Source organism: Pseudarthrobacter siccitolerans (assembly GCF_030823375.1).
GTDB lineage: Bacteria > Actinomycetota > Actinomycetes > Actinomycetales > Micrococcaceae > Arthrobacter > Arthrobacter siccitolerans_A.
In genome coordinates this window covers 2,573,089-2,595,828 of the sequence record NZ_JAUSXB010000001.1, presented here as the reverse complement: position 1 = coordinate 2,595,828, position 22,740 = coordinate 2,573,089, and the positions used below count along the sequence as shown (strand labels likewise).

Below are 22,740 nucleotides of genomic sequence, written 5' to 3'. Positions count from 1 at the left end.
GATGACCACGGCAACATCCATCCAGACCTCCGCCGCACCCCTGGGCCGGGACGACCTCGCGCGGCTCGTCGCCAGGGACATCGCCCCGGGATCGTTTGTGAACCTCGGCATCGGCCAGCCCACCCTGGTGTCCAACTACCTCACCGAGGAACAGGACATCACGCTCCACACGGAGAACGGGATGCTCGGCATGGGCCCCGCCGCCGAGGGTGACCAGATCGACAGCGACCTCATCAACGCCGGCAAGATCCCCGTCACCGAACTCCCCGGAGCCTCCTACTTCCACCACGCGGACTCCTTCGCGATCATGCGCGGCGGGCACCTGGACATCTGCGTCCTGGGCGCGTTCCAGGTCTCCGCCACCGGTGACCTGGCGAACTGGCACACCGGCGCACCGGGTGCGATTCCCGCCGTCGGCGGTGCCATGGACCTCGCCACCGGCGCGAAGGACGTGTTCGTGATGATGACCCTGCTCACCCGCGAGGGCGCCTCCAAGATCGTTGACACCTGCACCTACCCGCTCACCGGCGTCGGCTGCGTCACCCGCGTCTACACCGACAAAGCCGTGTTCCTCACCGGACCCGACGGCGTCACCGTCCGCGAAACCTTCGGCTGCACCCTCGAAGAACTCCAGGAACTCGTCCCCGTCCCGCTGAAGGCCGCCGGGTCGGTGGTTGAGCCTGTAGAAACCTCAGCGGTCACTGCCACCTAGGATTGGTTACCATGACCGACGCCGTCCGCACGGACACCCCGCCTGCCCCGCAGGCCAGCGACCAGTACGTCCAATCGCTGGCCCGCGGGCTCGCCGTGATCCGCGCGTTTGATACGGACCATCCGGTCATGACCCTCACCGAAGTGGCGGCCCGGACCGGATTGACCCGGGCCACAGCGCGGAGGTTCCTGCACACGCTGGTGGAGCTGGGCTATGTGCGGACCGACGGCAAGACATTTGCCCTCACCGCCAAAGTGCTCCAGCTCGGTTACGCGTACCTCTCCGGGTTGTCGCTGCCGCAGCTGGCGCAGCCGCACCTGGAGGAGCTGTCCCTCAAACTCGGCGAATCCACGTCCGCGGCCGTGCTGGACGGGACTGACATCGCCTACATCGCACGCGTCACCACCCGCCGGATCATGAACGTGGGCATCACCGTGGGCACGCGCTTCCCGGCGTACGCTACGTCCATGGGCCGGGTGCTCCTCGCCGGCCTGCCGCCCGCTGACCTGAAGGCATACCTGGCAGCCGCGGAGATCAAGCCGCTCACGCCGCGGGCCATAGGAACCGTCAAAGAACTGCTCCCGGTGCTGGATACCGTCCGGGCCCAGGGCTGGTGCCTGCTGGACCAGGAGCTGGAGCTGGGCCTGATGTCCGTAGCGGCGCCGGTCTATGACGGCCCAAAGGTAGTCGCGGCGGTCAACGTCTCGCTTCAGGCCCAGACTGTCGCAGCGCAACCGGACCCGGACGCGTACTTAGCGTCGGTTGCCCGGGAAATCGTGGCGACGGCGAAACTCATCTCCGCGGACCTGGGCGCCCGGGGATAAGCCCGGCTTCAGCGCAGCGGGATTCACCCCGGCCGTGCCGGACCGCGCCATGAGCACGGCTCTCGCTGCGCAGGGACTGCCCCTGCACAGCGAGCCAGGGTTTCATTGCGCAGACCGGTACGGCAAAGGTAACTCTTTGCCACCCAAGCGCACCGCCCTACTCCCGCCACAGCATTCCGGGCCATAGACTCAAGCCAACTACGTGCAGCAGCGCCGCTTTGCGAACCCCCTGATCCAACGGAACCAGGTCCGGCCCGGCAGGGCGGCGCTGCCGCATCCGTTCAGCGAGGGGAGTCGGCGGGTGAAACTGGGCATACCGCGGGAACGCCGGGAGGGTGAACGGCGGGTGGCCGCCACCCCCGATACGGTCAAGCAACTGGTGGCGCTCGGCGTGGACCTGCTCATCGAGGCGGATGCGGGAGCAGCCGCCGGGCATCCGGACGCGGCCTACGTCCAGGCCGGAGCGAAGATTGTCCCGGAGCTGGACCTGGCACAGCTGGACGTTTTGGCCCATGTCCGGCCCCTTGACCCGCAGACGGTGAAGTCCCTGAAGCGGGGAGCGGTCACAGCGGGGCTCGCGTCGCCGTCGTCCGAACTCCCCACTGTTGAGGCACTCGCCGATGCCGGCATCACCGCGTTCGCCCTTGAGCTGGTGCCCCGCATCTCCCGCGCCCAGTCCATGGACGCGCTCAGTTCGCAGGCTCTCGTCGCGGGCTACCGCTGCGTGCTCGAGGCGGCCATCCGGCTGCCCCGGTTCTTCCCCCTGTACATGACTGCGGCCGGGACTGTTCCGCCCGCACGGGTCCTGGTGCTCGGCGCCGGCGTGGCCGGGCTGCAGGCCATCGGCACCGCGAAACGCCTGGGGGCCCGGGTCTTCGCGAACGACATCCGCCCCGCTTCCGCCGACGAAGTGGCCTCCATGGGCGGCACCTTCATCCGCCTGGACGTTGAAACCGCGGAGGCGGCCGGGGGCTACGCCCGCCAGCTCAGTTCCGACGCCGGCACCCGGCAACGGCAGCTGCTCGCCCCCCACGTGGCACAGGCGGACGTGCTCATCACGACGGCGGCCGTCCCCGGCAGGCGCGCACCGCTCCTGGTCACCACCGAGATGGTGCAGGGCATGCGGCCGGGCTCGGTCGTCGTCGACCTCGCCGCGGAGTCCGGCGGCAACGTGGAGGGCGTGGTGCCCGGCCAGGACATCCCGGTGCCCACAGCCGACGGCTCCGGCTACGTCACCTTGGTGGGCCTGAAGGACGCACCCTCCGCGATGGCCTCGGACGCGTCCCGCCTCTACGCCAAAAACGTGGCCAACCTGCTGGCCCTGGTCATCAAGGACGGCACCGTGGCGCCGGACTTCGGCGACGATGTGCTCGCCGGAGCCTGCCTCACGCACGACGGCGCGGTGCGGCACCAGCCCACCGCCGAACTGCTCACCGCGAGAGCCGGCAGCCGGCGGGAAGGGGCGCTCTGATGGACGGAATAAGCCTGCTGACCATCACGGTCCTGGCCGTGTTTGTTGGCTTCGAAGTGGTTTCCAAGGTCTCCAGTACCCTGCACACGCCGCTGATGTCCGGCGCGAACGCCATCCACGGGATCATCCTGGTGGGTGCCATCATCGTGGCCGGCCAAGCAGCGGACCCGTGGGTGCTGGCGGTGGCCCTCGTCGCCGTCGTCCTCGCCACCGCCAACCTCGTGGGCGGCTTTGTGGTAACCGACCGGATGCTGCATATGTTCCACGCCCGGAAAGAGATTGCGAAGAAGGGGCCCGCCAAATGAGCCTCCTCGACCCCGTCTGGACCTCGCTGCTCTACCTGGCCGCTGCCGTCTGCTTCATCCTGGCGCTGCGCGGCCTCAACTCGCCGCGCACTGCCCGGCGCGGGAACCTCATCGGCGCGCTGGGAGCCCTGATCGCCGTCGTCGCCGTGTTCCTGTCCTCCCGGCTGGAGAACGTCCCCTGGATCCTGGCAGCGATAGCCCTTGGATCGGTGGTGGCAGCTCCAGTGGCACGCCGGGTCAAAATGACCCAGATGCCGCAGCTGGTGGCGTTGTTCAACGGGGTGGGCGGCGGCGCTGCGGCACTTGTGGCGCTCCTGGAACTGAGCCACGCGGAAGAGTCGGGGGTACGCCTGGCCATCGTCTTCACGCTCCTGGTGGGTGCCGTTTCCTTTGCCGGCTCCGGCGTCACTTTTGCCAAGCTGCAGGAATTGATGACCACACGGCCGGTGGTGTTCCCGGGCCTGCCGGCCGTTATGTCGGCAGTGCTGCTCGCGGCGGTGGCGGCCGGCATCGCCGTTATCCTCACGGGTTCGTCCGCGCTGGCGGTGCTGCTGCTGGTGCTGGGCCTCGTTGCGGGGATCCTCCTGGTGCTTCCCGTGGGCGGCGCCGACGTCCCGATCGTGATCTCGCTGTTGAACGCCTTCACCGGCCTGGCGGTGGCCGCCTCGGGCCTGGTGCTCGGCAATGTGCTGCTGGTGGTGGCGGGCACCCTGGTGGGCGCGTCAGGCACCATCCTCACCCGTGCCATGGCCGCCGCCATGGGCCGCAGCGTTGCGGGCATCCTGTTCGGCGCCTTCCGGGGAGGCTCGACGGCGGGATCCACCGCCGTGAGCGAGCGTCCCGTCAGATCCTCCACCGCCGAGGACGTGGCCGTGCTCCTGGGCTATGCGCAGCGCGTGATCATTGTTCCCGGCTACGGCCTGGCTGTGGCACAGGGCCAGCACACGGCGGCGGAACTGGCGCTGGCCCTCGAGGCCCGCGGGATCGACGTCGATTTCGCCATCCATCCAGTGGCCGGCCGTATGCCCGGGCACATGAATGTGCTCCTGGCCGAGGCCAACGTGCCGTACGAATCGCTCAAGGAGATGGGCGAGATCAATCCGGAGTTCAAGACGGCGGACGTGGCGCTGGTGGTGGGTGCCAACGATGTGGTGAACCCGGCGGCCAAGACGTCCTCCGGGTCGCCCATCTACGGCATGCCCATCCTGGAGGTGGCGGACGCACGGCAGGTGGTGTTCCTGAAACGGTCCATGCGGCCGGGCTTCGCCGGAATCGAGAACGAACTGCTCTACGAACCCCAGACGTCCCTGCTGTTCGGCGACGCCAAGGACTCCCTGGCCCAGGTGCTTGGAGCGGTCAAGACGCTCTAGCCTGCCGGGCTGCTTCGATCGGCTCGACGCGCAGGCTACTCTTCTTTTTAGAAGTACACTTCCCATTTCCACCAGAGGACACCATGACTGCCAACAGCTCCACTGCCCCCCAACGCGCAGCCATCATCATCAATCCTGCCAAGCCGGTGGACATCGACGTGCGCGGACTCGTTGCCAAGCACTGCGTCGAAAACGGCTGGGGCGAGCCGCTCTGGTTCGAAACCACCAAAGAGGATCCGGGCGTCGGCCAGGCAAAGGACGCCCTTGCCCAGGGGGCTGACATCGTCATCGCGGCGGGCGGTGACGGAACCGTCCGGTGCGTGGCCGAGGTTCTCTCCGGCGGCGAAACCCCCATGGGCCTGCTTCCGCTCGGCACCGGAAACCTCCTGGCCCGCAACCTCGGCATGGACGTCACGGACTACGACGGCGCCATGGCCGGTGCGCTCACCGGCACCGAGCGGAAAATCGACGTCGTCCGCGCGCGCCGCAGTGACCCGGACCAGGAGCAGCTCTTCCTGGTGATGGCCGGAGTGGGGTACGACGCCACCATCATGGCCGATACGGACGAGAAGCTTAAGCACAAGGTAGGTTGGCTGGCCTACGTGGACGCCGGGATCCGGAACCTGCCGGGCAAGCCAGTGAAGGCCACCATCGTGATCGACGGCAAGGTCGCTGTTCACCGCGGTGTACGAAGCGTCATGGTGGGCAACTGCGGCAAGGTACAGGGCGGGCTGGAGATTTTCCCTGAGGCCAAAATGGATGACGGTTTACTGGACGTGGCCGTGCTGGCACCCCACCACGGAAAGCTGGGCTGGCTCTCCGTGATCGTCGGGATGATCGGCAAGGGCCGCGGCAAGGACACGGCAGTGGAGTACTTCCAGGGCAAGACCGTGGAGATCACCCTGGAGCACAAGGATGATTACCAGCTCGACGGCGACCACGAGGGCCAGGGCAAGCATGTCCTGATGACCATGGACCCGGGCGCCCTGACCCTGCGGATGTAAGTGCTGCTACCTGGCCTAGCCTGCCCGCTGATGCGCCAGGATCTCGGCGAGTTCTGCGAGCCGGTGGGCCCGCGCCGATTCCGCCGGCGTGAACGGCTCGCCGGGCCGGACGAAGGTGATGGGCCCGTGCCACGCGGTGGGAATCTTCAGCCGGGTCCCGGCGTCGTGCTTCTCCAGCACGGCTTCGGCGGGGGTGAGGATCCTTGCCTGCAGCAGCTCCGCCACAGCCAGTGGAAGCTCATCCGGCGCGTCCGCGATCCGGGCAGCAAGGCTTAGGGCTTTGGTCTGGCCGTCGGCCATGGCCAGGGCGGTAGTGGGCCAGACGTGCGGGCGGGTGCCGCCGCCGTCCTGCAGGGCGTCCAGGAGTTGGCGTTCGCCGAGGTTCCCTGGAGCCGAGAGGACGAATTCGTCCAGGACTCCGCCCGCCACCGGGTGCACATGGATGCTCAGGATGTTGGTTCCTGTCCTGGCAAGTGAACCGGTGAGCCGCTGCAGGGAACCCGGCTCGTCGCGCAGGACGGTGCGGGCCCGCCAGAGCGCAGGGGCCGCGCCCAGCTTCCGCCGGTGGCGCAGCGCGGGCGCGTGGAGCCAGCCCCGCAGGATCCGGGCTGCTGAAGGTTCGGCCACCCAGATCACCAGGACCGTCGCTGTGAGGGTGAGAACCAGCACCTTGGCCACGTAAGGCAGGTGGGTCTCCACCACCAGGGCGTGTACCAGGAGTTCGATGGGCAGCATCACGGCCACATTGGCCAGGGTCAGCCGCGCTTTGGGAGGTTCGGGCATCATGCCGCAAACTTCGCAGCTCAATTCGGCCGCGGGCGTGTTCCGTACGGGAGGGTTCATGCCTCAAGCATCGGATGGCGCTGTTTCAGCGGTGTTGCCCTGCCGTTCCATTCATGGGAACGGCGTGGCCGGTTGTGGAGGGTGGCGCCGTAGGATTTAGCAGGAACGTCAGCGCGGCCGCCCGCCAGAAGTCCACCCCCTTTCCGCAGGAAGGCGCTGCCCCTTGAAGCTGCTCGCCGAGATGTTCAGTATTGGTCCCGGCAACAAGGACCACCACCCCGCGCTGCGGTGCGCCGTGGGCGTCTTCGTTCCGCTCCTCACGCTGGTGCTGCTGGGCCGGCTGGACCTCGCCATCTTCGCGTCCTTCGGGGCCTTCACCGGCATTTACGGCCGCGGCGAACCGCACGGCACCCGCTTCGCCCTCCAGTTGCGGGCGGGACTGCTGATGCTGGCCGTCATCCTGTTGGCCACGGTGGCGGCCAGGACCGCTGCGGCCCTTAGCCTCGACAGCGCGGGTACAGCCTGGCTCCTGGTTCCCGCGACCACCCTTGTGGCGGGTGCCTGCTCATTGTTCATTTCCTGGTGGCGGATCCGTCCGGCGGGCTCGCTGTTCCACATCTTCGCATTCGCGGCCATCGCATCGATTCCCAACCAGCCGCCGCTGTGGCAGGCCATGCTGGTTGCCGTCCTCACCAGCGCGTTCTGCCTGCTGATCGGCTTCTCCGCCAGGATCCTCCCCAGCCACCGCAGCCCCTGGGTCCGGCCACGGCGCGTCCGCCGCACGCCCAATGAGAAACGCGCCGCCTGGCTGGAGGCCCTGGGCTACCTGGTCGCCGCCGGACTGGCCGGGTCCCTGGCCACCTGGGCCGGAGAGCTGCTGGGCTTCGGGCACAATTACTGGGCCATGGTTGCCGCGGTTGTCCCGCTCGTGGGGCACACCACCAGGCACCGGGTCCGCCGCGGCATCCAGAGGATCATCGGAACCCTTCTTGGGCTGGCGATCCTGGCCGGCATTGTGCTGCTGGGCCTCGAGCCCTGGCAGACCGTACTGGTCATGGCCCTGTGCCAGTTCGGTGCCGAAATGTTCATCATCCGCCAGTACCTGCTCGCCCAGCTCTTCGTGACGCCCCTTGCCCTGATTTCCACTCTTCTGGTGGTGCCGTCCCCGCCTGGAATCCTGCTCCGGGACCGGATTATCGAAACGGTCATCGGGGCCGCCGTCGGCATTGCGGTGGTGCTGGCACCAGGGGCGTGGCGCCGGCTGCGGGAACGCACGACGGCGGGGTCCGGCAAAGTTTCCCACTCTTCACAGGCGCGGCAAGGGTAAGCTGGACACGTCCCATTGAACGGAAACGGGGTGGGTAATGGCCAACTCCGCTTCGGGCGATTCGGTGGTGGACAGGATTGTCCGGCTGATCGCTGCATTTCCCCAGGACGTCGGCGCCCTGCAGCTTTCCGAGCTTGCAGCCCGCTCCGGATTGCCGCTGACCACCACCCACCGGCTGGTCCGCCAGCTCGCCGGGCATGGACTGCTGGACACCGGTCCCGGGGGTACCGTGCGGCCGGGGCTCCGCCTGTGGGAGCTCGTCAACCGCACGTCCCCTGCACTGGCGCTGCGGCAGGCCGCGATGCCGTTTATGGAGGACATCCAGCACGTCCTGAACCAGAACGTTAATTTGGCGGTGCTTGATGGCTGGGAGGCGCTCTTTGTAGAGCGGCTGTCCCGGCGGGGCTCGGTGGCCAACCGCGCCCAGGTGGCCGGGCGGATGCCCATCCACATCTCGTCGGCCGGGCTGGCCTTGATGGCGCACCAGGACAAGGCGCTCCAGGGTGAGTACCTGGACCAGTTTGCCGACCCCGACCGGAAAATTACCAGGGACGAGGTCCGCACCCTGCTGGCCGAAACGGCCCACCAGGGCTTCGCCCAGCTGAAGGGCGTGGTGGATCCGGACACCTGGGGGATCGCCGTCCCGGTCCTCAACAGGAAGCAACGCGCCGTGGCGTCGCTCGGCGTGGTAGTTCCGTTGCGCGAGATGCGCCTGCAGGCACTCGTCCCCGCGCTGCAGACTGCCGCCCGGGGCATCGCCCGCCGTCTCTCCGATTCCTGAACGGCCAAGTCCCATTCAACGGAATTGCCGTGTCGGCAATCACCGCCGGTGGCGCACACTGATTGCCAGACCCACCACCCGGCACCGCCCCTGCGGAGCCCCGCAACGAAGCGAGACGTCCAATGCCAACACGCAAGACCATCACCACTCAGGTGGCCATCATGGGAGCCGGGCCCGCCGGACTGATGCTGTCCCACCTGCTGGCAAAATCGGGCATCGAATCCACTGTCATCGAAGTCCGAAGCCACAAGGACATCTCCGAAACCGTCCGCGCCGGCATCCTGGAGCATGGAACCGTGAACATGCTGGTGGACAGCGGCGTTTCGGACCGGGTGCTGCGCGACGGGGACCGGCATGACGGCATTGAACTGCGCTTCAACGGGGAGAGCCACCGCGTGGACTTCAAGGAGCTGGTGGGGGAGTCCGTGTGGCTTTACCCGCAGACGGACGTGTTCCTGGACCTCGCCGCACGCAGGAAGGACGACGGCGGTGATGTCCGCTACAGCGTCACCGACACCTCGGTGCACAATCTTGAAGGCCGGCCCAAGGTCTGGTTCACCGACGCCGACGGTGCTGACTTCGAAATCCAGGCGGACTTCGTGGTGGGGGCAGACGGCTCCCGCAGCCACTGCCGGTTCCAGATCCCCGAGGCGCACCGCAAGTGGTATTTCCACGAGTACCCCTTTGCCTGGTTCGGGATCCTGGCCGAGGCCCCCCGCAGTTCCGATGAACTGATCTACGCCAATTCGGACAATGGGTTCGCCCTGATCAGCCAGCGCACCGAGACCGTCCAGCGGATGTACTTCCAGTGCGATCCCAAGGAGAACGTGGCGGAGTGGGACGATGACCGGATCTGGGCCGAGTTCCGCAGCAGGGTCAACGGCAACGGCTTTGAGCTCAAGGAAGGGCCCGTCATCGAAAAGATGGTGCTGCCGTTCCGCAGCTTCGTCCACACCCCCATGCGGTACGGCAGCCTCTTCCTGGCCGGCGACGCAGCGCACACCGTGCCGCCCACCGGTGCCAAGGGCCTGAACCTGGCCATCCATGACGTCAAGGTCCTCTTCGAAGGGCTGGACAGCCACTACAACTCCGGCTCGGACCGGCTGCTGGAAACCTACAGTGACCGCGCGCTGGAGCGGGTATGGAAGGCGCAGCAGTTCTCCTACTGGATGACCACTATGCTGCACACTCCGGCCGGCGCGGACGATTTCTCCCGCGCCCGCCAGCTCGGCGAGATGCACTCGGTGGTCTCCTCCCGGCACGGCATGGCCTATCTCGCCGAGGCCTACACCGGCTGGCCGGGCGCAAGCTAACCCAGCAGCCGTCGGACTGCTGCGGCGATGGCTGCAGCGTCGGGCTGCTCGTCGCGCCGAACCGTTAAAAGGTGGAGCAGCACGCCGTCGCCGTAGTCGGCCACGTCCCGTGCCCGGCCCGGCGCATCAGTTACGCCCAGCGCGGCGAGGGCCCGCTCCAGGCCGCCCACCAGCCGGAAGTGCCCGGCCGTCACTGACTCCGGCTTGTCGAGGGAGATGGCCAGCCGGGCGCGGGTGAGCCCCGCGTGCGGCCCGGCCAGCGCCAGCATCAGGGTGGCCAGCTGGCCTGCCAGCTCCTCAACGTTCTGCGGCGGACCGGCGGGTCCCTGGTCCTGCAGGAGTGCGGCATCCAGCTCCAACAGGCGGTCAAGCACCGCTTCCACGAGGGCTGCACGGTTCCGGTAGTAGTTGGAGGTGGTGCCTTCGGGCAGGTGGGCGGCGGCATCCACCGCCCGGTGGGTGAGGCCCTTCATGCCCTTGTCCGCCAGAACGGCCAAGGCGGCATCCAGCAGTTGGGTCCGGCGGTCAGGCATGGGCCCAGTGTAATTGCCTCTTCCATACCACTACAAAAGTAGTAAAATTGCAGCATGGAAACGATCTCGATTGTTGGCGGCGGCATTGCAGGGCTGGCGCTCGCCGCAAGCCTGGACCCGGGCCGTTTCGAGGTGACCGTTTACGAAAAGCGGCCGGAGCTGCCCACCGTCGGTACCGCCCTGGGCATGTGGCCGAACGCCCAGCTCGCACTGGAACGGATTGGGGTGCTGGCGGAGGCGCGGGCCGTCAGCCCGGTGATTGGCAGCGGGTCGGTCCGTAACGCCGCGGGCGAGCCGTGGGTTACCGTCGACGCCGGCGGGATGTTCGGCATTTCCCGGATCGATCTGTTGCGGCTGCTTGATGCAGCGGTGCCCGGAACCGTGCGCCGGGTCACCAGCCATGCCCAGGCTCTGCCGGCCGACGGCGGCCTGCTGGTAGGGGCCGACGGTGTGCACAGCATGGTCCGCCGCGAGGCGTGGGGTGCCCGTACCACTGCCGGGCTCACGCCCTACCTTGCCCTCCGCGGGACTCTTCCCTCGCGGGTCAGCCCGGACGCTGTCGGCGAGTACTGGGGCCGCGGGGACCTGTTCGGGATGGCCGCCTCGTACAGCGGCATGTTCTGGTACGCCAGCTACCGGTCCGACCTCGGCCCCTATGGCATCGATGCAGCTTCAGCCCTGGAGCAGGCCCGGGAGCGCTATGCGGGGCACGCGCCGGCCATCCGCCAGGTGCTGGCGGCCGCTGCGCCCGAAAACCTACTGGTGCAGCGGATCTGGACAGTTCCCCGCCTGGGTTCGTACGTTCGCGGCAGGTCCGTCCTGGTCGGCGATGCCGCACACGGCATGATGCCCACCCTGGGGCGTGGCGCCTGCGAGTCGTTGGTGGACGCGGTGACACTCGCTGACCTCCTTAACACGCTGCCCGAAGGCCAGGCGCTGCATGCCTACGACCGGCAGCGGCGGCTGCGGACGCGCGCCCTGAGCCTGGCCTCCTCCGCGCTGGGGCGCGTCGCGCTCGCGGAAGGTGCGCAGCCCCTCCGTGACCGCCTGCTTGACCTGGCCCGACGGCGGCCGGCGCGAGCCGTCGTCGGGCGCGGTTCCGCAGCCTGATCACCGCATGGGTGCTGCGGGAAGCTTGCTGTCCTCTCCGGAAACGGAAGTGACGGCGGGCGGAGGCACAGCGGCGGACGGCACGGCAGGAAGCCGTTTCTTGGCGGTCCCTTTCCGCCTGGCCCGCCCGTAGACCAGATACATGGTGACCCCCGTGATGATCATCAGGAGCACGGTGTAGACGAAGGTATTGGCCACGCCTTCCACACCTTCGGCTCCATCCGTATTGGCCTTGATCACCAGGCCGAGGGGCTGGACCAGCGGGTGGGCGAGGAAGATGGCCGTGTCGTAGTCGTCCAGCAGGCTGTTGAAGTTCAGGGCCGCGATGGCGGCTGCCGCCGGCAGGACCAGGGGCAGGAGGATCCGCCGGAACACGTAGAGGGTTTCGGCCCCCATGATGGCCGCCGCCTCCTCGAGCGATGAATTAATCGAGGCGAAGGAGGCCTTGAGCATCCGCAGCGTGAACGGAATCTTCACGGTCACGAAGGCAATCAGCAGGATCACGGTGGTTCCAGTGAGAACAGCACCGCCCACCAGCGGATTGGGGTGGTCATAGCTGATGATCAGGCCCAACGCGAGCAGCGCCGAGGGCAGGATCCAGGGAATATGCAGCAGGTATTCAAAGACAGTCGCCACCCAGTTCCTGTACTTCTGCAGCAGCCGCGCCACGAAAAGCAGACCGCCGACGGCGATCACGGCGGCCAAGGCGCTGTACACCACACTGACGATGAACGGCCTCAGCCCTGAGGGCTGGGTCAGGACCCGCACGTAGTTGTCCAGCGTCAGGTTGCCCAGGGCGAGCTGTCCGGTCTGGATGGCTGCACCATCGGCAAACGAATACAGCACGATCAGCACTACGGGCAGCGTGTACGCAGCAAACAACAAGTAAGCCACGGCATGGACCACCACGTTGGCCACCGGGTTGGTGATGTCCTGCTTTTCCAGCGCCGAGGAAACCTTGGAGACGGAAAAATAGGTGCCGCCCTTTTCGAGTCGGGACATCACCGCGAGCATCAGGATGGTGGCCACGCCCAGGATGACGGCCAGCAGCGCAGCGAGATCACGGGAGGTGGGGCTGTTCGTGAAGGTCAGGATCATTGGCGTGATGGTCTGGAAGTCCCGTCCGCCCAATACCTGCGGAGCACTCAGGGCGCCCAGGCCGGTGAGGAAGGACAGGATGGTTACAGCGAACAGCGTTGGCTTGAGCATTGGCAGCACTATCCGCCGGAGGATGGTCCAGGTGGAAGCGCCGAGGTTCCGCGCCGCCTCGACTGTCTGGTAGTCAATGCCCTTCAAGGCGTTGGCCACAAACAGCATGTGGTTGGTGGTGGTGGCAAAGGTCATCACCACCAGAACCGCGAAGAAACCCGAGAACCAGCCCGTGTCCAGGCCGGGGAACACCTTCACCAGCTGGGTGGTGACGATTCCTTTGTCGCCGTAGATGAACTTGTACCCCGCGGCCAGCACGATCCCGCCATAGATGAAGGTGGAGGCGTAGCCCAGGAAGAGGATCCTGGATCCCCTGATCCGGAAATAATGCGTCACCAGCACGATGAAGATTCCCACCAGGTTCACTGTGATGGACAAGGCGACAGCGAGCAGGAAACTGTTCCCCAGGGCCTTCATGGCTCTTTGGGAGGAGAGCAGCTTCTCGGCGGCGCGTCCGGAGAAGCTGCCGTCCGGAAAGAACGTCGCCACCAGGATGTTGACGTTGGGCCATACCAGGAATGCAGCGATGAACCAGGTGAGCAGGGCGGCCACCACGAGGACGAACGGGGAGCGGGCCATGCCGCGGACCGAAGTGCCGCTCATGGCAGTGGCACCGCCTGGTCCTCCCGCTCCACGGCGTTACCTGCCGTGCGGTGGTACTGCAGGATGTGTTCAGGCTGGAGATACACAGTGGCCGGGCTTCCCGGCTCCGGTTGCGGGCCGCCGTCCTCCCCGACGAGAAGGCGAATATCCGCGCCGTGGCTGCGCACCAGGTACCGGCTGTGCAGGCCGTGGTAGGTACGGGACACTACCGTTCCGGGAAGTCCGACGGCGGCTCCCCCGCCCGCCGCCGGCTTCAGGGACGCCTTTTCCACCCGCAGGTAGGAGCTGGCTTCCGTGCTGAGGTCCGCTCCCGAGAGCCGGTTCAACTCCGCGACGAACTCCGGCGTGAGCGCTGAGCTGTCCCCGATGAAGTTGCAGACAAACTCGGTGGCGGAGCGGTCATAGATTTCCTGCGGAGTTCCCACTTGCTCCACCACGCCCTTGTTGAAAACGGCCACCCGATCGCTCATCGCCAGCGCCTCATCCTGGTCATGCGTGACGTAGACCGTGGTGATGCCGAACTGGCTCTGCAGGTCCTTCAGCTGCTGCCGCAGCTGGTGCCGGAGCTTCGCGTCCAGGTTGGAGAGGGGTTCATCCAGCAGCAGGATCTTGGGCCGCAGTACGAGTGCACGCGCCACGGCCACACGCTGCTGCTGCCCGCCGGAAAGCTCTGCCACATTCTTGGCCAGCTGCTCATCGCTGAGATCCACCCGCCGCGCAATGTCCCGCACCATCCGATCGCTCTCCGCAGGTTTCTCCTTCCGCACCCGCAACCCGAAGGCAATGTTTTCCCACACGCTCATGCTGGGGAAGAGGGCGTAGTTCTGGAACACCATGCCCACCTGCCGCTTGTCGCTGGGAAGCCGGGTGACATCCTTGCCGTCCACACGGACTGTGCCCTTGGACGGCTGGATGAAACCCGCCAGGGTGCGCAGCGCCGTCGTCTTCCCGCAGCCTGAGGGCCCCAGCAGGGTGAAGAACTCTCCGGGCCGGACGTGCAGGTCCAGATGCGGGATGGCGGTGAAATCGCCAAAGGAAACTTCAATGTTGTCCAAGCGGATCATGGCAAACCTGTCTGGTGGAGCGGACTGGGCGGGCGTGAAGCAGGAAAACCGGTTACGTCATGTACTCGAGTTCGATCTTCTCCACCCAGGCGCCCATGTTCTCCTGCACGAATTCCCAGTCGATGTCCTGCTGCTTAAGGTCCGCGAAGAAGGCCACTACCTCAGGATTGGCTTTCGCCTCGGCCGCCTGATTCACCGGCATGGAGTTGAACTTCTGTGCGAACTCGCCCTGGACATCGGCGCTTCCGAACCAGTCGATGAACTTCTGTGCCTGTTCCTTCTTTTTGCTGCCCTTCACCAGCGCTACTTGCTCTACGGCAAGGGGGACGCCGACGGACGGAATCACGGTCTCAACGTTCACGTTGAATGACTTTTCCCGCTCGGCGATGATCGATGACGGCATCTGGCCCATGTCCACTTCACCGGAGGCGATACGGGCAAAGAGGTCAGTCTTGGCAACTGCCGGGCTCCCATTCTGGAAGTACTGCTCCACCTGCTTCCAGCCTTCATCCGAGATGCCCAGATCTCCGGAGTCGTCCCGATAGCGGCTGAGGATGCCCGCGAAAACCAGCTGGGCTGTGGCAGTGCCGAGACCAGTCACACGCTCGTAACGGGCTTTGAGACCGTCCTTCGTCCAGAGGTCGGTCCAGTCCTGCGGTGCGGCATCCTTGGAGATTTTGTCGGAGTTGTAGCCAAGGAGGATGGCCTGCTTCACCAGCGGCCAGTATGTTTCACCGTCCCCCAGTTCTTGATCAACGTCCCCGGCCCACGCAGGCTCGTACGGTTCGAGGGCGTCCTCGGCTTTGATTTGGGAGAAGTACATGTTGTTCAGGCCGAACGCGATGTCGGCAATCGGGTTGTTCTTCTCGGCGATCAGCTTGTTGGTCGCGTCAGCGCCGCCGGCACCCACGATCTCAATCTTGAAGCCGGCCTCTGCCGCCTTTGCAGTCACCCAGTCGCCGCGGCCTTCGCCATTGGAGTTGGTGTAGATCACCAGGGTTTCGCCGGAACCACCGGCAGGAGCGGGTGAAGAACCGCCGGAGGCGGCAGGTGAGGCTGCGCCCCCGCCGCAACCGGCGAGAAGGGTGACGGCGACGGCGGCGGCAACCAGACTTTGGAATTTACGCACGATCAGGACTCATTTCTGGACTGGAATCGGAGCATGTCCGGCCAGCCTATAGCCGGACATGGCGAAAGTCGGGGCGTTATTGCTATCGATTCGATAAACAGCCCGGCTGCCCACTCTGATCCAGTTGGAGGAACGGCTGGTGCCCCGGGCGTAAACCGGGGGTTAACTTTCTGCCCCCGCACGCCGTCGTGCGTTGACTCCGGCGTCAGTCCTGCTGGAGCGTGTCCGTGAGGTGGTGCGTGGGGATCCTGTCCCGCTCGTAGGTGATTTCGGTGTAGCCGTGCGGCTCGGGCTTGCCGGCCGCATCGAGGTTGACGAAGACGATCTCCTCAATGGTCAGGATGCTCTGGCGCGTGATCATGTTCCGGACCTCGGCGCGCATGGTCAGCGAAGTCCGGCCGAAGCGGGTGGCGGTCAGACCCATCTCGATCAGGTCGCCCTGGACGGCGGAGCTGACGAAGTTGATTTCGGAAATGTATTTCGTGACCGCGCGGCCGTTGCCGAGCTGGAGGATGGCGTAGATGGCGGCTTCCTCATCGATCCACTTCAGCAGGCTGCCGCCAAAAAGCGTCCCGTTCGCATTGAGGTCCTCGGGCCGGACCCACTTTCGGGTGCGGAAGGTGATGTCTGCTGATTCCATAGGCAGAGGTTAGCTGAGGAGCGCAGGCGGCACCGAGTGTGACGGGCTGGCGCGGTGCTGTTGTTACGCCATCGCTGTGTGCGCCGCGCTGCGGGCGTGGATGCTCTTCGCGTAGCAGTAGGAGTGTTCAATGCCAACGTAGGGGCCGAAGTTGGGAACGGGTTCGAAGCCGGAGGTCTCGTAAAAATTCCGGCCGTCGGGCTGGGCGGATCCGGCTTCGGCTTTGATGCGCGTGATCCCCTGCTTGAAGGCTTCGGCTTCCAGTGCGGCGAGGATGGAACTGGCCACGCCAGAGCCTCGCGTGTAGGGCAGGACGTACAGGCGCTTGATTTCCGCCGTAGCCGCATCAAGGAGCCGCAATCCCCCGCAGCCCACCGGCTGGCCCGAGCCTTTGTCGTACGCAACCAGGAACACCGCGCAGTCAGCGCCCGACGGCGGCGGGCCGGGTTCGTGGTCCGGGGTGCCAAAGCGGGCGTCGAGTTCGGCCTGCTGGGCGCGGCGGAGATCGGCGCCCACGGGGTTGGACCAGGTGACCTGCCGGATGTTCAGCCGCGGGTTGGTCTGCATGTCTGCCTCGATTCGCCGAAGGGATATGCAAAACAAGGCTAAAAGACCGGGGTTACGCGGGTGTTTCTTCCGCGTAAGCGCCGGGATAACGCTGCGGGGTAGATCGCTTGGCTGGCTAGTAACCAGCTCGCCTAGGATGTTCTTATGCGCTCCACAGGTAATGAAGGCTCCGGCTACTGGTACGGTCCGGACGGACAGTTGGACTACAGTTCGGCGGTGCTGAAATCGCTGCGTGACTACAGGGCGGCGGAAACTGCCGTCCGAAGGTCCACCCGGGATTCCATGGGGATGGGTGAGACGGACATCCTCGCGTTGCGCTACCTGCTGCGCGCCCAGGCCTCGGGCAGGACCGCCGCGCCGAAGGACCTGAGCCAGTTTCTGGGCATCACCAGCGCTTCCACCACTTCGCTCATCGACCGGTTGGTGGCCAGCGGGCATGTCCGGCGCGAGGCGCACCCCACGGACCGGCGGTCGGTGGTGGTTGTTCCCACCGTGGAGTCGGACAAGGAGGTCCGGGTGACTCTCGGCGCGATGCACCGCCGGATGATGGCCGTAGCGGAAGGGCTCAGTGCTGACGAGGCCCGCGTAGTAGTTGAATTCCTGCAGCAGATGACCAATGCCTTGGAGCATCTTGACGAGGGACGCGCTGAGAGTGGCGGGCCTAGTTAGCTAGACCAGCTAGTAATATGTATGCTTACGATCAGTTCCTGAAACCCAACAGACGGAGTCGTGAGTGCGTTGGTCACCTTTACTGAGCTTGGTTCCCCTGATGTCTTGGCAGGATGCACATCCCTGAAGGGCTTCCAGCCGATTCCGGAGCCGGACGGCCTCGCCGCCGTCCATTGCGGCGCCACCATGGACCTTGTGACCCCGGCGGTGGGTCCGGTCGCCGTCGGCTATACCTTTGGGCCGGACAGCGAAGGTCCTGTCCTGCTGCCGCCGGTGTGGCGCTGCGGTTGCGGCTTTCAGCTCGACGCCGGTTTGGGCGCGGCCCCCGCCCTGTCCGCATGAGCACCCAGGCGGCAGCGGTTGTCCAAAAACCAGGTGCGCTCCTGTCCGCGGACGTGGTGGCCGGGCGCTACGAACTCAAGGAACGGCTGGGCCGCGGTTCGCTGGCCGAAGTCTTCCGCGCTGCTGATCGGGAAGGCGGTCCGGACGTAGCCGTCAAGGTGGCGGTGGGTGAATCCAAAAAACACTTCGAGCGGACCAATAACGAAGCCGCAGTCCTGGCGGCCTTGGACCATCCGTCCATCATCCGGTTCATCGCGCAGGGTGTCATGCCCGCCGGGAGCCCGCTTGCCGGGCGTCCGTTCCTGGTCGAAGAACTGGCCCTCGGAACGAACCTCGCCGAAGCGGCCCGCACCCGCCCGCCCCTCGCCGGTGACGTTGCCGGCTGGGCTGGCGGCCTCTTTGGAGCCCTGGCCCACCTGCATGAAAAGGGCCTGGTGCATCGGGATATCAAGCCTGCCAACCTGATGCTCAGCGGACTGCGGAGGAGCCCTGTGCGCATCATCGACTTCGGCATCGTGGCTGCGGCGGGCTCGCCTCCCGAGCCAGGCATCTCATCGGGAACAGTGCACTACATGAGCCCTGAGCAGGCTGCGGGCGGGCCGGCACGGACCACCTGGGACGTCTATGCCATGGGCTTGGTGCTGCTGGAGCTACTGACCGGAGCCAAGGCTTTTCCGGGCACCGCTATCGAATCGCTGGTGGCCAGGACCCTCCGGAGCCCCGTTATTCCGGACTCCCTTGGCCACGGATGGTGTCACCTGCTCCGGGCACTGACCGCGATGGACAGCGATGCGCGCCCGACGGCGGCCGAGGCTGCCGCCATGGCCGCCCGGCTTGTACCCGCCGATTCTGAGGGGGAGTTGAGCGGCATGTGCAGGAGAATGGCCGTTTTCCCGTCCCGCCGGATCAGGCAGCTGGCCTAAGGCTCCGAAACGTTCTTCCCGGTAGGGTCCTCGGCGGTGGGATCAGCAAGTGCCAGGCCTCCCACCGGGCTGCCGTCCCAGTGGAGGAGTTTCCACCCGTTGTCCGGATCGCCTTCCAACGCGACGATTCCAGTGTTGGCCAGCACGTGCTTCGCAGCGAACTCGTGGTCCGCGCCCTCCGCCCGGCGCCCGGCCCAGGTGCGGATGGCAGCGCCGTGGCTGACCACCGCGGCCGTGGCCTCGCGGCCTGATACCCGCCCCAGGACCTTGGCGATGGCTGCGTCGAAACGTTCGAAGAAGTCGTGGCCGTCCGGACCTGCAGGCATCCGCCGGTCGAGGTCCCCTGCGGCCCAGGACATCACTGTCCCCATGTACCGCTTGTGCGACTCGTGGTCGGTCAGCTTTTCCAGCGACCCTGCCTCGATCTCGTGGAGGCCGTCCAGTACTTCGACGTCCAGGGTGTGCAGCCGGCCCAGCGGGGCTGCGGTGATCTGGGTCCTGATCAGGGTTGACGCGTACAGGGCCTCGATCCGCTCATTCACCAGCGAACGGGCCAGAGCCTCCGCCTGCCGTTCGCCCAGTTCGGTCAGGCCCGGACCGGGGTGGGCCGTATCCAGTTGGCCCAGTACGTTTCCGGGGGTTTGTCCGTGACGGATCAGGAGCAGCTTCATGCCTCCAGTTTCGCATCCGGAGGGCCGCCGCCAAGCCAGCCCCTGCGAAGGCCCGCACAGCAGCAGGCGCCGGGCCCTTCCGAGCCCGGCGCCGCCGTCGTACTTTTCCTGCCTGCTGCGGCCGGACTACTTGAGGTGGTCCACCAGCTGGTCCGCGATGCCCGTGTACTTGCCGGGCGTCAGCGCGAGCAGGCGTGCCTCGGCATCGGCCGAAAGGCCAAGGCTCTGCACGAACTCCCGCATGCGGGCAGCGTCAACGCGCTGGCCGCGGGTGAGGTCCTTGAGCCGCTCATAGGGGTTTTCCATGCCTTCGACGCCGGCAATCGCCTCGGCGCGCATCACCATTTGGATCGCTTCGCCCAGGACTTCCCAGTTGGTGTCGAGGTCCCCTGCCAGTACGTCCTCAGCCACGTCCAGGCGTTCCAGGCCCTTGGCAACGTTGGAAATGGCCAGCAGTGAGTGGCCAAAGGCCACGCCGATGTTGCGCTGGCTGGAGGAGTCCGTGAGGTCGCGCTGCCAGCGGGACGTGACGAGCGTTGCGCCCAGGGTGTCCAGCAGGCCGTTGGAAATCTCCAGGTTCGCCTCTGCGTTTTCGAACCGGATGGGGTTGACCTTGTGCGGCATGGTGGAGGAGCCGGTGGCGCCGGCCACGGGGATCTGCGCGAAGTAGCCGATGGAGATGTAGCTCCAGATGTCCGTGCAGACGTTGTGGAGGATGCGGTTGAAACGCGCGACATCCGCGTACAGTTCTGCCTGCCAGTCGTGGCTTTCGATCTGCGTGGTCAGCGGGTTCCAGGTGAGCCCCAAAGCTTCCACGAAGGACTTGGACACCTGCTGCCAGTCTGCGCCGGGAACGGACGCAACATGCGCTGCGTAGGTGCCGGTTGCGCCGTTGATCTTGCCGAGGTATTCCGTTCCGGCGATCCGGTCCAGCTGCCGGGTCAGGCGGTGCGCTGTGACTGCCAGTTCCTTGCCGAGGGTGGTAGGGGTTGCGGGCTGGCCGTGGGTGCGGGACAGCATGGGGACGGCGCGGTTGTCCTCCGCCATTTTGCTGATCTGGGCCACGAGTGCACGCGCCGCGGGAAGCCACACATCCTCCACAGCGCCCTTGATGCCCAGCGCGTAGGAGAGGTTGTTGATGTCCTCGGAGGTGCAGCCGAAGTGCACCATGGCCGTCAGGTTTTCGATGCCGATCGCCGGAAGGCGGCGGCCGATGTAGTACTCCACAGCCTTCACGTCGTGGACCGTGACGGCCTCGATTTCGGCCAGCTCGGCAACGGAGGCGGCATCGAATTCGGTGACGACAGCGCGGAGCTGCTCCTGCTGCGGGGCCGTCAGCGGCCCGGCGCCGGGAAGGACGTTGTTGCTGGTCAGGTGGATGAGCCACTCCACTTCCACTGCCACGCGGTCGCGGTTAAGCGCCGCCTCGGACAAGTAGTCAACGAGGGGCGCGACGGCGGACTGGTAGCGGCCGTCCAGCGGACCAAGCGCGATTTTTTCCGGGGACGCGGCGAGGGCCAGGCGTCCTGAGGGCGTACGGGTATCAGCTGTGGCGGCGGTTTCAGGCATGTGCTGATTCTTTCATGAACTGCCGCGGCGGCTTTAGCAGGTTACTTGTCCACATAGCCGACGACGATGGTTGGGTCCGCGCGCTGGCCTCCGTAGCGTTCATCCCAGGCAGATCAGCGGGGCCGCGCCGGCAGAGGCCGGTTGAAGAAGGAGGTTGGGTGATGGACAGCCAACTGGCAGGGGCAGACCTGCAGCAGGAGATGCTTCGCGTCTCGCAGGTGAAGCAGCTGGCCGAACGGGTGGCCGTCTGCCTTGGCCGCGGTGAGGCGGTGTTGGACAGCTTCAGGGATATCCAGATGCTGCAGTGGGAGTCGCCGGCCGGGCGTGCTTACCGGGACGCGGTTTTGCTTCAGTCGGCAGCACTGCGCCGCGCCCTTGAGGCGTTGGTTGAGGCAAAGGCGGCCGTGGAGCGGCACAGCCAGGAGACCTTAACCGCCGGCTGCACCTATCCGGGACTGCGCTGATGCCCGATGTGACGCCTTCGGGCACTGGTTCCATCCAATTGTCCGGTCCTCCCGACGACGGATCCCTCGCAATCCGCGGAGGCGTGGGCGGCATCAGGTTCCAGCTGGAGGAGCTGACGGGCGGCGCCGAAAAGCTGGATGACCTGGCCGGCGAGCTTTCCGGAATGGAGGTTGAAATCCGCCGGCTCTGGGAGGACCTTGTTCCATTCCAGGACCTGCCCCGGTGGTCCGGCAGCCTGGCCATGAACGCGGTAGGTGAGTCAGAGCGGAGCATCCAAAGAGTACGGACCGAGCTGCAGCGCATCAGCGGCCAGGTGCGCGCTTGCAAGCAGGAGTACGAAACGGCGGAAGCCCTGGCGGGGACGCCCAGTACGGGCCTGCCACTCATCGGCAATGAGTTGGAAATGCAGGCAGATTTCTGGAGGAGTGGCTTCCTCAACAGAAGAGCCACCGAAAACCTGACAGCCATGGCGGTGCACGCCACTCCACTCGTCACGACGCTCGTGGAGGCCACCCTTCCCAAAATGAGGCCGCAGCCGATTGAAGTCCAGCGGCAAGAAAGCCTTCCCATCGATTTTGATCCTTCTCCCGCCGGTCTGCTGGAACGTATCCGGCTGATTGACGCGCGTGGCGCGGGTTTCATTGAGGTGATCGAGGTCGAGAACAACGGGCAGAAAGCCTATGTAGTGGTGATTCCCGGTACCCAACTGAATACCCCCGACGAGAACCCATTCGGTTTGAACGGAGTAGTTGAGGGCGTTGGCAACCACTCAGAGAATGTAAGCGCGGCGGCTCTGGAGGCACTAAGGGCGGCCGGGGCTCCAAAAGGCGCCACAGTGGTGGGAGTGGGTTACAGCCAAGGTGGAATCCACGCGATGAACCTGGCTGCGAACGAGGATTTCCTGAGTGACTATGACCTCAAGTACGTACTGACAGCAGGATCACCCGTGGCGGGAATCAGACCGGGTCCCGACGTCAGCACACTCCATCTTGAGCATCGGACTGACTGGGTCCCTGGCACAGACGGCGCGCAAAACAGGGACGCCAGGAACCAGGTCACAGCAACCATGACCAATGATTTGTACGCCCAAACTGGGGAGGACGTGGGTATCGGCCCAGGCCATCAGCTCACCAGCTACCAGGACGGCGCCCGGCTGGTTTCGGCCAGCACTGATCCCTCGCTGGTGGCCTCCACTGCGGCACTCGGCGCGGCTTTGGGAGCGGGTGGAACGGCGACGGCCACACGCTTCTCCCTGTCCCGGATCAAGGCTCCCGGGTCAGATCTCCAGGCGGCGGACAACCGCAGGCAGGAACGCGGGTACGGCGGGCGGTAGCGGAGGGGGCGCTATTAACACTT

Annotated in this window: 24 protein-coding genes; 15 read left to right on the top strand and 9 right to left on the bottom strand. The window is 66.0% G+C overall.

Going from position 1 to position 22,740, the window contains the following annotated elements; genetic code table 11:
- Nucleotide 1 precedes the first annotated feature (1 nt).
- The 6 genes from QFZ36_RS12110 (at nt 2) to QFZ36_RS12085 (ending at nt 5,686) form a co-directional block, all read left to right on the top strand.
- Nucleotides 2–712 carry a 3-oxoacid CoA-transferase subunit B gene (locus QFZ36_RS12110; RefSeq protein WP_306636763.1) on the top strand — a complete coding sequence of 237 codons (711 nt, stop codon included), beginning with the start codon at nt 2–4 and terminating at the stop codon, nt 710–712.
- An 11-nt stretch (nt 713–723) separates the two neighbouring features.
- Nucleotides 724–1,536 (top strand): IclR family transcriptional regulator domain-containing protein, encoded by an 813-nt coding sequence (locus tag QFZ36_RS12105; RefSeq protein WP_306636761.1) that lies wholly within the window; start codon nt 724–726, stop codon nt 1,534–1,536.
- Between the two features lie 301 nt (nt 1,537–1,837).
- A complete protein-coding gene (locus QFZ36_RS12100) occupies nt 1,838–3,007 on the top strand; it encodes a Re/Si-specific NAD(P)(+) transhydrogenase subunit alpha (RefSeq protein WP_306636759.1) in 1,170 nt (389 codons plus the stop codon).
- On the top strand, nt 3,007–3,312 hold the full coding sequence (locus QFZ36_RS12095) for an NAD(P) transhydrogenase subunit alpha (RefSeq protein WP_306636758.1): 306 nt from the start codon (nt 3,007–3,009) through the stop codon (nt 3,310–3,312). Before QFZ36_RS12100 ends, QFZ36_RS12095 begins: the two co-directional genes overlap by 1 nt.
- Nucleotides 3,309–4,682: an NAD(P)(+) transhydrogenase (Re/Si-specific) subunit beta gene (locus tag QFZ36_RS12090; RefSeq protein ID WP_306636756.1), complete on the top strand. Its 1,374-nt coding sequence runs from the start codon at nt 3,309–3,311 to the stop codon at nt 4,680–4,682. Before QFZ36_RS12095 ends, QFZ36_RS12090 begins: the two co-directional genes overlap by 4 nt.
- An 83-nt stretch (nt 4,683–4,765) precedes the next feature.
- Nucleotides 4,766–5,686, top strand: a complete 921-nt coding sequence (locus tag QFZ36_RS12085; RefSeq protein WP_306636754.1) for a diacylglycerol/lipid kinase family protein — start codon at nt 4,766–4,768, stop codon at nt 5,684–5,686.
- A 15-nt stretch (nt 5,687–5,701) separates the two neighbouring features.
- Here the strand turns inward: QFZ36_RS12085 and QFZ36_RS12080 are convergent, their stop codons facing one another.
- A complete protein-coding gene (locus tag QFZ36_RS12080; RefSeq protein WP_306636752.1) occupies nt 5,702–6,529 on the bottom strand; it encodes an amino acid-binding protein in 828 nt (275 codons plus the stop codon).
- 163 nt (nt 6,530–6,692) lie between these two features.
- Here QFZ36_RS12080 and QFZ36_RS12075 point away from each other — a divergent pair, with 163 nt between their 5' ends.
- The 3 genes from QFZ36_RS12075 to QFZ36_RS12065 all read left to right on the top strand — a co-directional run bounded on the left by QFZ36_RS12075 (nt 6,693) and on the right by QFZ36_RS12065 (nt 9,890).
- Nucleotides 6,693–7,796 carry an FUSC family protein gene (locus QFZ36_RS12075; protein WP_306636750.1) on the top strand — a complete coding sequence of 368 codons (1,104 nt, stop codon included), beginning with the start codon at nt 6,693–6,695 and terminating at the stop codon, nt 7,794–7,796.
- A 37-nt stretch (nt 7,797–7,833) separates the two neighbouring features.
- Nucleotides 7,834–8,577 (top strand): IclR family transcriptional regulator, encoded by a 744-nt coding sequence (locus QFZ36_RS12070; protein ID WP_306636748.1) that lies wholly within the window; start codon nt 7,834–7,836, stop codon nt 8,575–8,577.
- Between the two features lie 122 nt (nt 8,578–8,699).
- On the top strand, nt 8,700–9,890 hold the full coding sequence (locus QFZ36_RS12065; RefSeq protein WP_306636746.1) for a 4-hydroxybenzoate 3-monooxygenase: 1,191 nt from the start codon (nt 8,700–8,702) through the stop codon (nt 9,888–9,890).
- Here the strand turns inward: QFZ36_RS12065 and QFZ36_RS12060 are convergent.
- Nucleotides 9,887–10,423, bottom strand: a complete 537-nt coding sequence (locus tag QFZ36_RS12060) for a TetR/AcrR family transcriptional regulator (protein ID WP_306636744.1) — start codon at nt 10,421–10,423, stop codon at nt 9,887–9,889. The two genes, QFZ36_RS12065 and QFZ36_RS12060, sit on opposite strands and share 4 nt — an antisense overlap.
- Before the next feature lie 54 nt (nt 10,424–10,477).
- Between QFZ36_RS12060 and QFZ36_RS12055 the strand changes: the two genes are divergently transcribed.
- A complete protein-coding gene (locus QFZ36_RS12055; RefSeq protein ID WP_306636742.1) occupies nt 10,478–11,533 on the top strand; it encodes an FAD-dependent monooxygenase in 1,056 nt (351 codons plus the stop codon).
- Here the strand turns inward: QFZ36_RS12055 and QFZ36_RS12050 are convergent, their stop codons facing one another.
- From QFZ36_RS12050 to QFZ36_RS12030, 5 genes are all read right to left on the bottom strand, one after another.
- Entirely contained in the window at nt 11,534–13,345 is a 1,812-nt protein-coding gene (locus tag QFZ36_RS12050) for an ABC transporter permease (RefSeq protein WP_306636740.1), read from the bottom strand.
- Nucleotides 13,342–14,409 carry an ABC transporter ATP-binding protein gene (locus QFZ36_RS12045; protein WP_306636738.1) on the bottom strand — a complete coding sequence of 356 codons (1,068 nt, stop codon included), beginning with the start codon at nt 14,407–14,409 and terminating at the stop codon, nt 13,342–13,344. Before QFZ36_RS12045 ends, QFZ36_RS12050 begins: the two co-directional genes overlap by 4 nt.
- Nucleotides 14,410–14,461: 52 nt before the next feature.
- Nucleotides 14,462–15,538 carry an extracellular solute-binding protein gene (locus QFZ36_RS12040; RefSeq protein ID WP_306636736.1) on the bottom strand — a complete coding sequence of 359 codons (1,077 nt, stop codon included), beginning with the start codon at nt 15,536–15,538 and terminating at the stop codon, nt 14,462–14,464.
- A 205-nt stretch (nt 15,539–15,743) separates the two neighbouring features.
- Nucleotides 15,744–16,178: an acyl-CoA thioesterase gene (locus QFZ36_RS12035; RefSeq protein ID WP_306636734.1), complete on the bottom strand. Its 435-nt coding sequence runs from the start codon at nt 16,176–16,178 to the stop codon at nt 15,744–15,746.
- Between the two features lie 63 nt (nt 16,179–16,241).
- Nucleotides 16,242–16,745: a GNAT family N-acetyltransferase gene (locus tag QFZ36_RS12030; protein WP_306636732.1), complete on the bottom strand. Its 504-nt coding sequence runs from the start codon at nt 16,743–16,745 to the stop codon at nt 16,242–16,244.
- A gap of 144 nt (nt 16,746–16,889) precedes the next feature.
- On the opposite strand from QFZ36_RS12030, the gene QFZ36_RS12025 reads away from it, so the two are divergent.
- Genes QFZ36_RS12025 through QFZ36_RS12015 form a run of 3 tightly spaced genes read left to right on the top strand, consistent with a single transcriptional unit; the run spans nt 16,890 to nt 18,679 of the window.
- On the top strand, nt 16,890–17,414 hold the full coding sequence (locus QFZ36_RS12025; protein WP_306636730.1) for a MarR family winged helix-turn-helix transcriptional regulator: 525 nt from the start codon (nt 16,890–16,892) through the stop codon (nt 17,412–17,414).
- A gap of 60 nt (nt 17,415–17,474) precedes the next feature.
- Entirely contained in the window at nt 17,475–17,756 is a 282-nt protein-coding gene (locus QFZ36_RS12020; protein WP_306636728.1) for a hypothetical protein, read from the top strand.
- Nucleotides 17,753–18,679, top strand: coding sequence for a serine/threonine-protein kinase (locus tag QFZ36_RS12015; protein ID WP_306636726.1), 927 nt, complete (start codon nt 17,753–17,755; stop codon nt 18,677–18,679). Before QFZ36_RS12020 ends, QFZ36_RS12015 begins: the two co-directional genes overlap by 4 nt.
- Here QFZ36_RS12015 and QFZ36_RS12010 read toward each other — a convergent pair.
- Nucleotides 18,676–19,350 (bottom strand): histidine phosphatase family protein, encoded by a 675-nt coding sequence (locus QFZ36_RS12010; RefSeq protein ID WP_306636724.1) that lies wholly within the window; start codon nt 19,348–19,350, stop codon nt 18,676–18,678. The two genes, QFZ36_RS12015 and QFZ36_RS12010, sit on opposite strands and share 4 nt — an antisense overlap.
- A gap of 126 nt (nt 19,351–19,476) precedes the next feature.
- Entirely contained in the window at nt 19,477–20,919 is a 1,443-nt protein-coding gene (purB, locus tag QFZ36_RS12005; RefSeq protein WP_306636722.1) for an adenylosuccinate lyase, read from the bottom strand.
- Nucleotides 20,920–21,080: 161 nt separating this feature from the next.
- Between purB and QFZ36_RS12000 the strand changes: the two genes are divergently transcribed.
- Together QFZ36_RS12000 and QFZ36_RS11995 are read left to right on the top strand one after the other, a co-directional pair.
- On the top strand, nt 21,081–21,383 hold the full coding sequence (locus QFZ36_RS12000; protein WP_306636720.1) for a hypothetical protein: 303 nt from the start codon (nt 21,081–21,083) through the stop codon (nt 21,381–21,383).
- Entirely contained in the window at nt 21,383–22,717 is a 1,335-nt protein-coding gene (locus QFZ36_RS11995) for a hypothetical protein (RefSeq protein ID WP_306636718.1), read from the top strand. Before QFZ36_RS12000 ends, QFZ36_RS11995 begins: the two co-directional genes overlap by 1 nt.
- Nucleotides 22,718–22,740 lie beyond the last annotated feature (23 nt).

Excerpts from the sequence above, each read along its gene's own strand:
- QFZ36_RS12030 (WP_306636732.1), bottom strand. The coding sequence starts at position 16,745 with ATGCAGACCAACCCGCGGCTGAACATCCGGCAGGTCACCTGGTCCAAC.
- QFZ36_RS12065 (WP_306636746.1), top strand. The coding sequence starts at position 8,700 with ATGCCAACACGCAAGACCATCACCACTCAGGTGGCCATCATGGGAGCC.
- QFZ36_RS12095 (WP_306636758.1), top strand. The coding sequence starts at position 3,007 with ATGGACGGAATAAGCCTGCTGACCATCACGGTCCTGGCCGTGTTTGTT.
- QFZ36_RS12010 (WP_306636724.1), bottom strand. The coding sequence starts at position 19,350 with ATGAAGCTGCTCCTGATCCGTCACGGACAAACCCCCGGAAACGTACTG.
- purB (WP_306636722.1), bottom strand. The coding sequence starts at position 20,919 with ATGCCTGAAACCGCCGCCACAGCTGATACCCGTACGCCCTCAGGACGC.
- QFZ36_RS11995 (WP_306636718.1), top strand. The coding sequence starts at position 21,383 with ATGCCCGATGTGACGCCTTCGGGCACTGGTTCCATCCAATTGTCCGGT.
- QFZ36_RS12110 (WP_306636763.1), top strand. The coding sequence starts at position 2 with ATGACCACGGCAACATCCATCCAGACCTCCGCCGCACCCCTGGGCCGG.
- QFZ36_RS12055 (WP_306636742.1), top strand. The coding sequence starts at position 10,478 with ATGGAAACGATCTCGATTGTTGGCGGCGGCATTGCAGGGCTGGCGCTC.
- QFZ36_RS12080 (WP_306636752.1), bottom strand. The coding sequence starts at position 6,529 with ATGAACCCTCCCGTACGGAACACGCCCGCGGCCGAATTGAGCTGCGAA.
- QFZ36_RS12000 (WP_306636720.1), top strand. The coding sequence starts at position 21,081 with ATGGACAGCCAACTGGCAGGGGCAGACCTGCAGCAGGAGATGCTTCGC.
- QFZ36_RS12015 (WP_306636726.1), top strand. The coding sequence starts at position 17,753 with ATGAGCACCCAGGCGGCAGCGGTTGTCCAAAAACCAGGTGCGCTCCTG.
- QFZ36_RS12050 (WP_306636740.1), bottom strand. The coding sequence starts at position 13,345 with ATGAGCGGCACTTCGGTCCGCGGCATGGCCCGCTCCCCGTTCGTCCTC.
- QFZ36_RS12025 (WP_306636730.1), top strand. The coding sequence starts at position 16,890 with ATGCGCTCCACAGGTAATGAAGGCTCCGGCTACTGGTACGGTCCGGAC.
- QFZ36_RS12090 (WP_306636756.1), top strand. The coding sequence starts at position 3,309 with ATGAGCCTCCTCGACCCCGTCTGGACCTCGCTGCTCTACCTGGCCGCT.
- QFZ36_RS12045 (WP_306636738.1), bottom strand. The coding sequence starts at position 14,409 with ATGATCCGCTTGGACAACATTGAAGTTTCCTTTGGCGATTTCACCGCC.
- QFZ36_RS12070 (WP_306636748.1), top strand. The coding sequence starts at position 7,834 with ATGGCCAACTCCGCTTCGGGCGATTCGGTGGTGGACAGGATTGTCCGG.
- QFZ36_RS12060 (WP_306636744.1), bottom strand. The coding sequence starts at position 10,423 with ATGCCTGACCGCCGGACCCAACTGCTGGATGCCGCCTTGGCCGTTCTG.
- QFZ36_RS12035 (WP_306636734.1), bottom strand. The coding sequence starts at position 16,178 with ATGGAATCAGCAGACATCACCTTCCGCACCCGAAAGTGGGTCCGGCCC.
- QFZ36_RS12105 (WP_306636761.1), top strand. The coding sequence starts at position 724 with ATGACCGACGCCGTCCGCACGGACACCCCGCCTGCCCCGCAGGCCAGC.
- QFZ36_RS12085 (WP_306636754.1), top strand. The coding sequence starts at position 4,766 with ATGACTGCCAACAGCTCCACTGCCCCCCAACGCGCAGCCATCATCATC.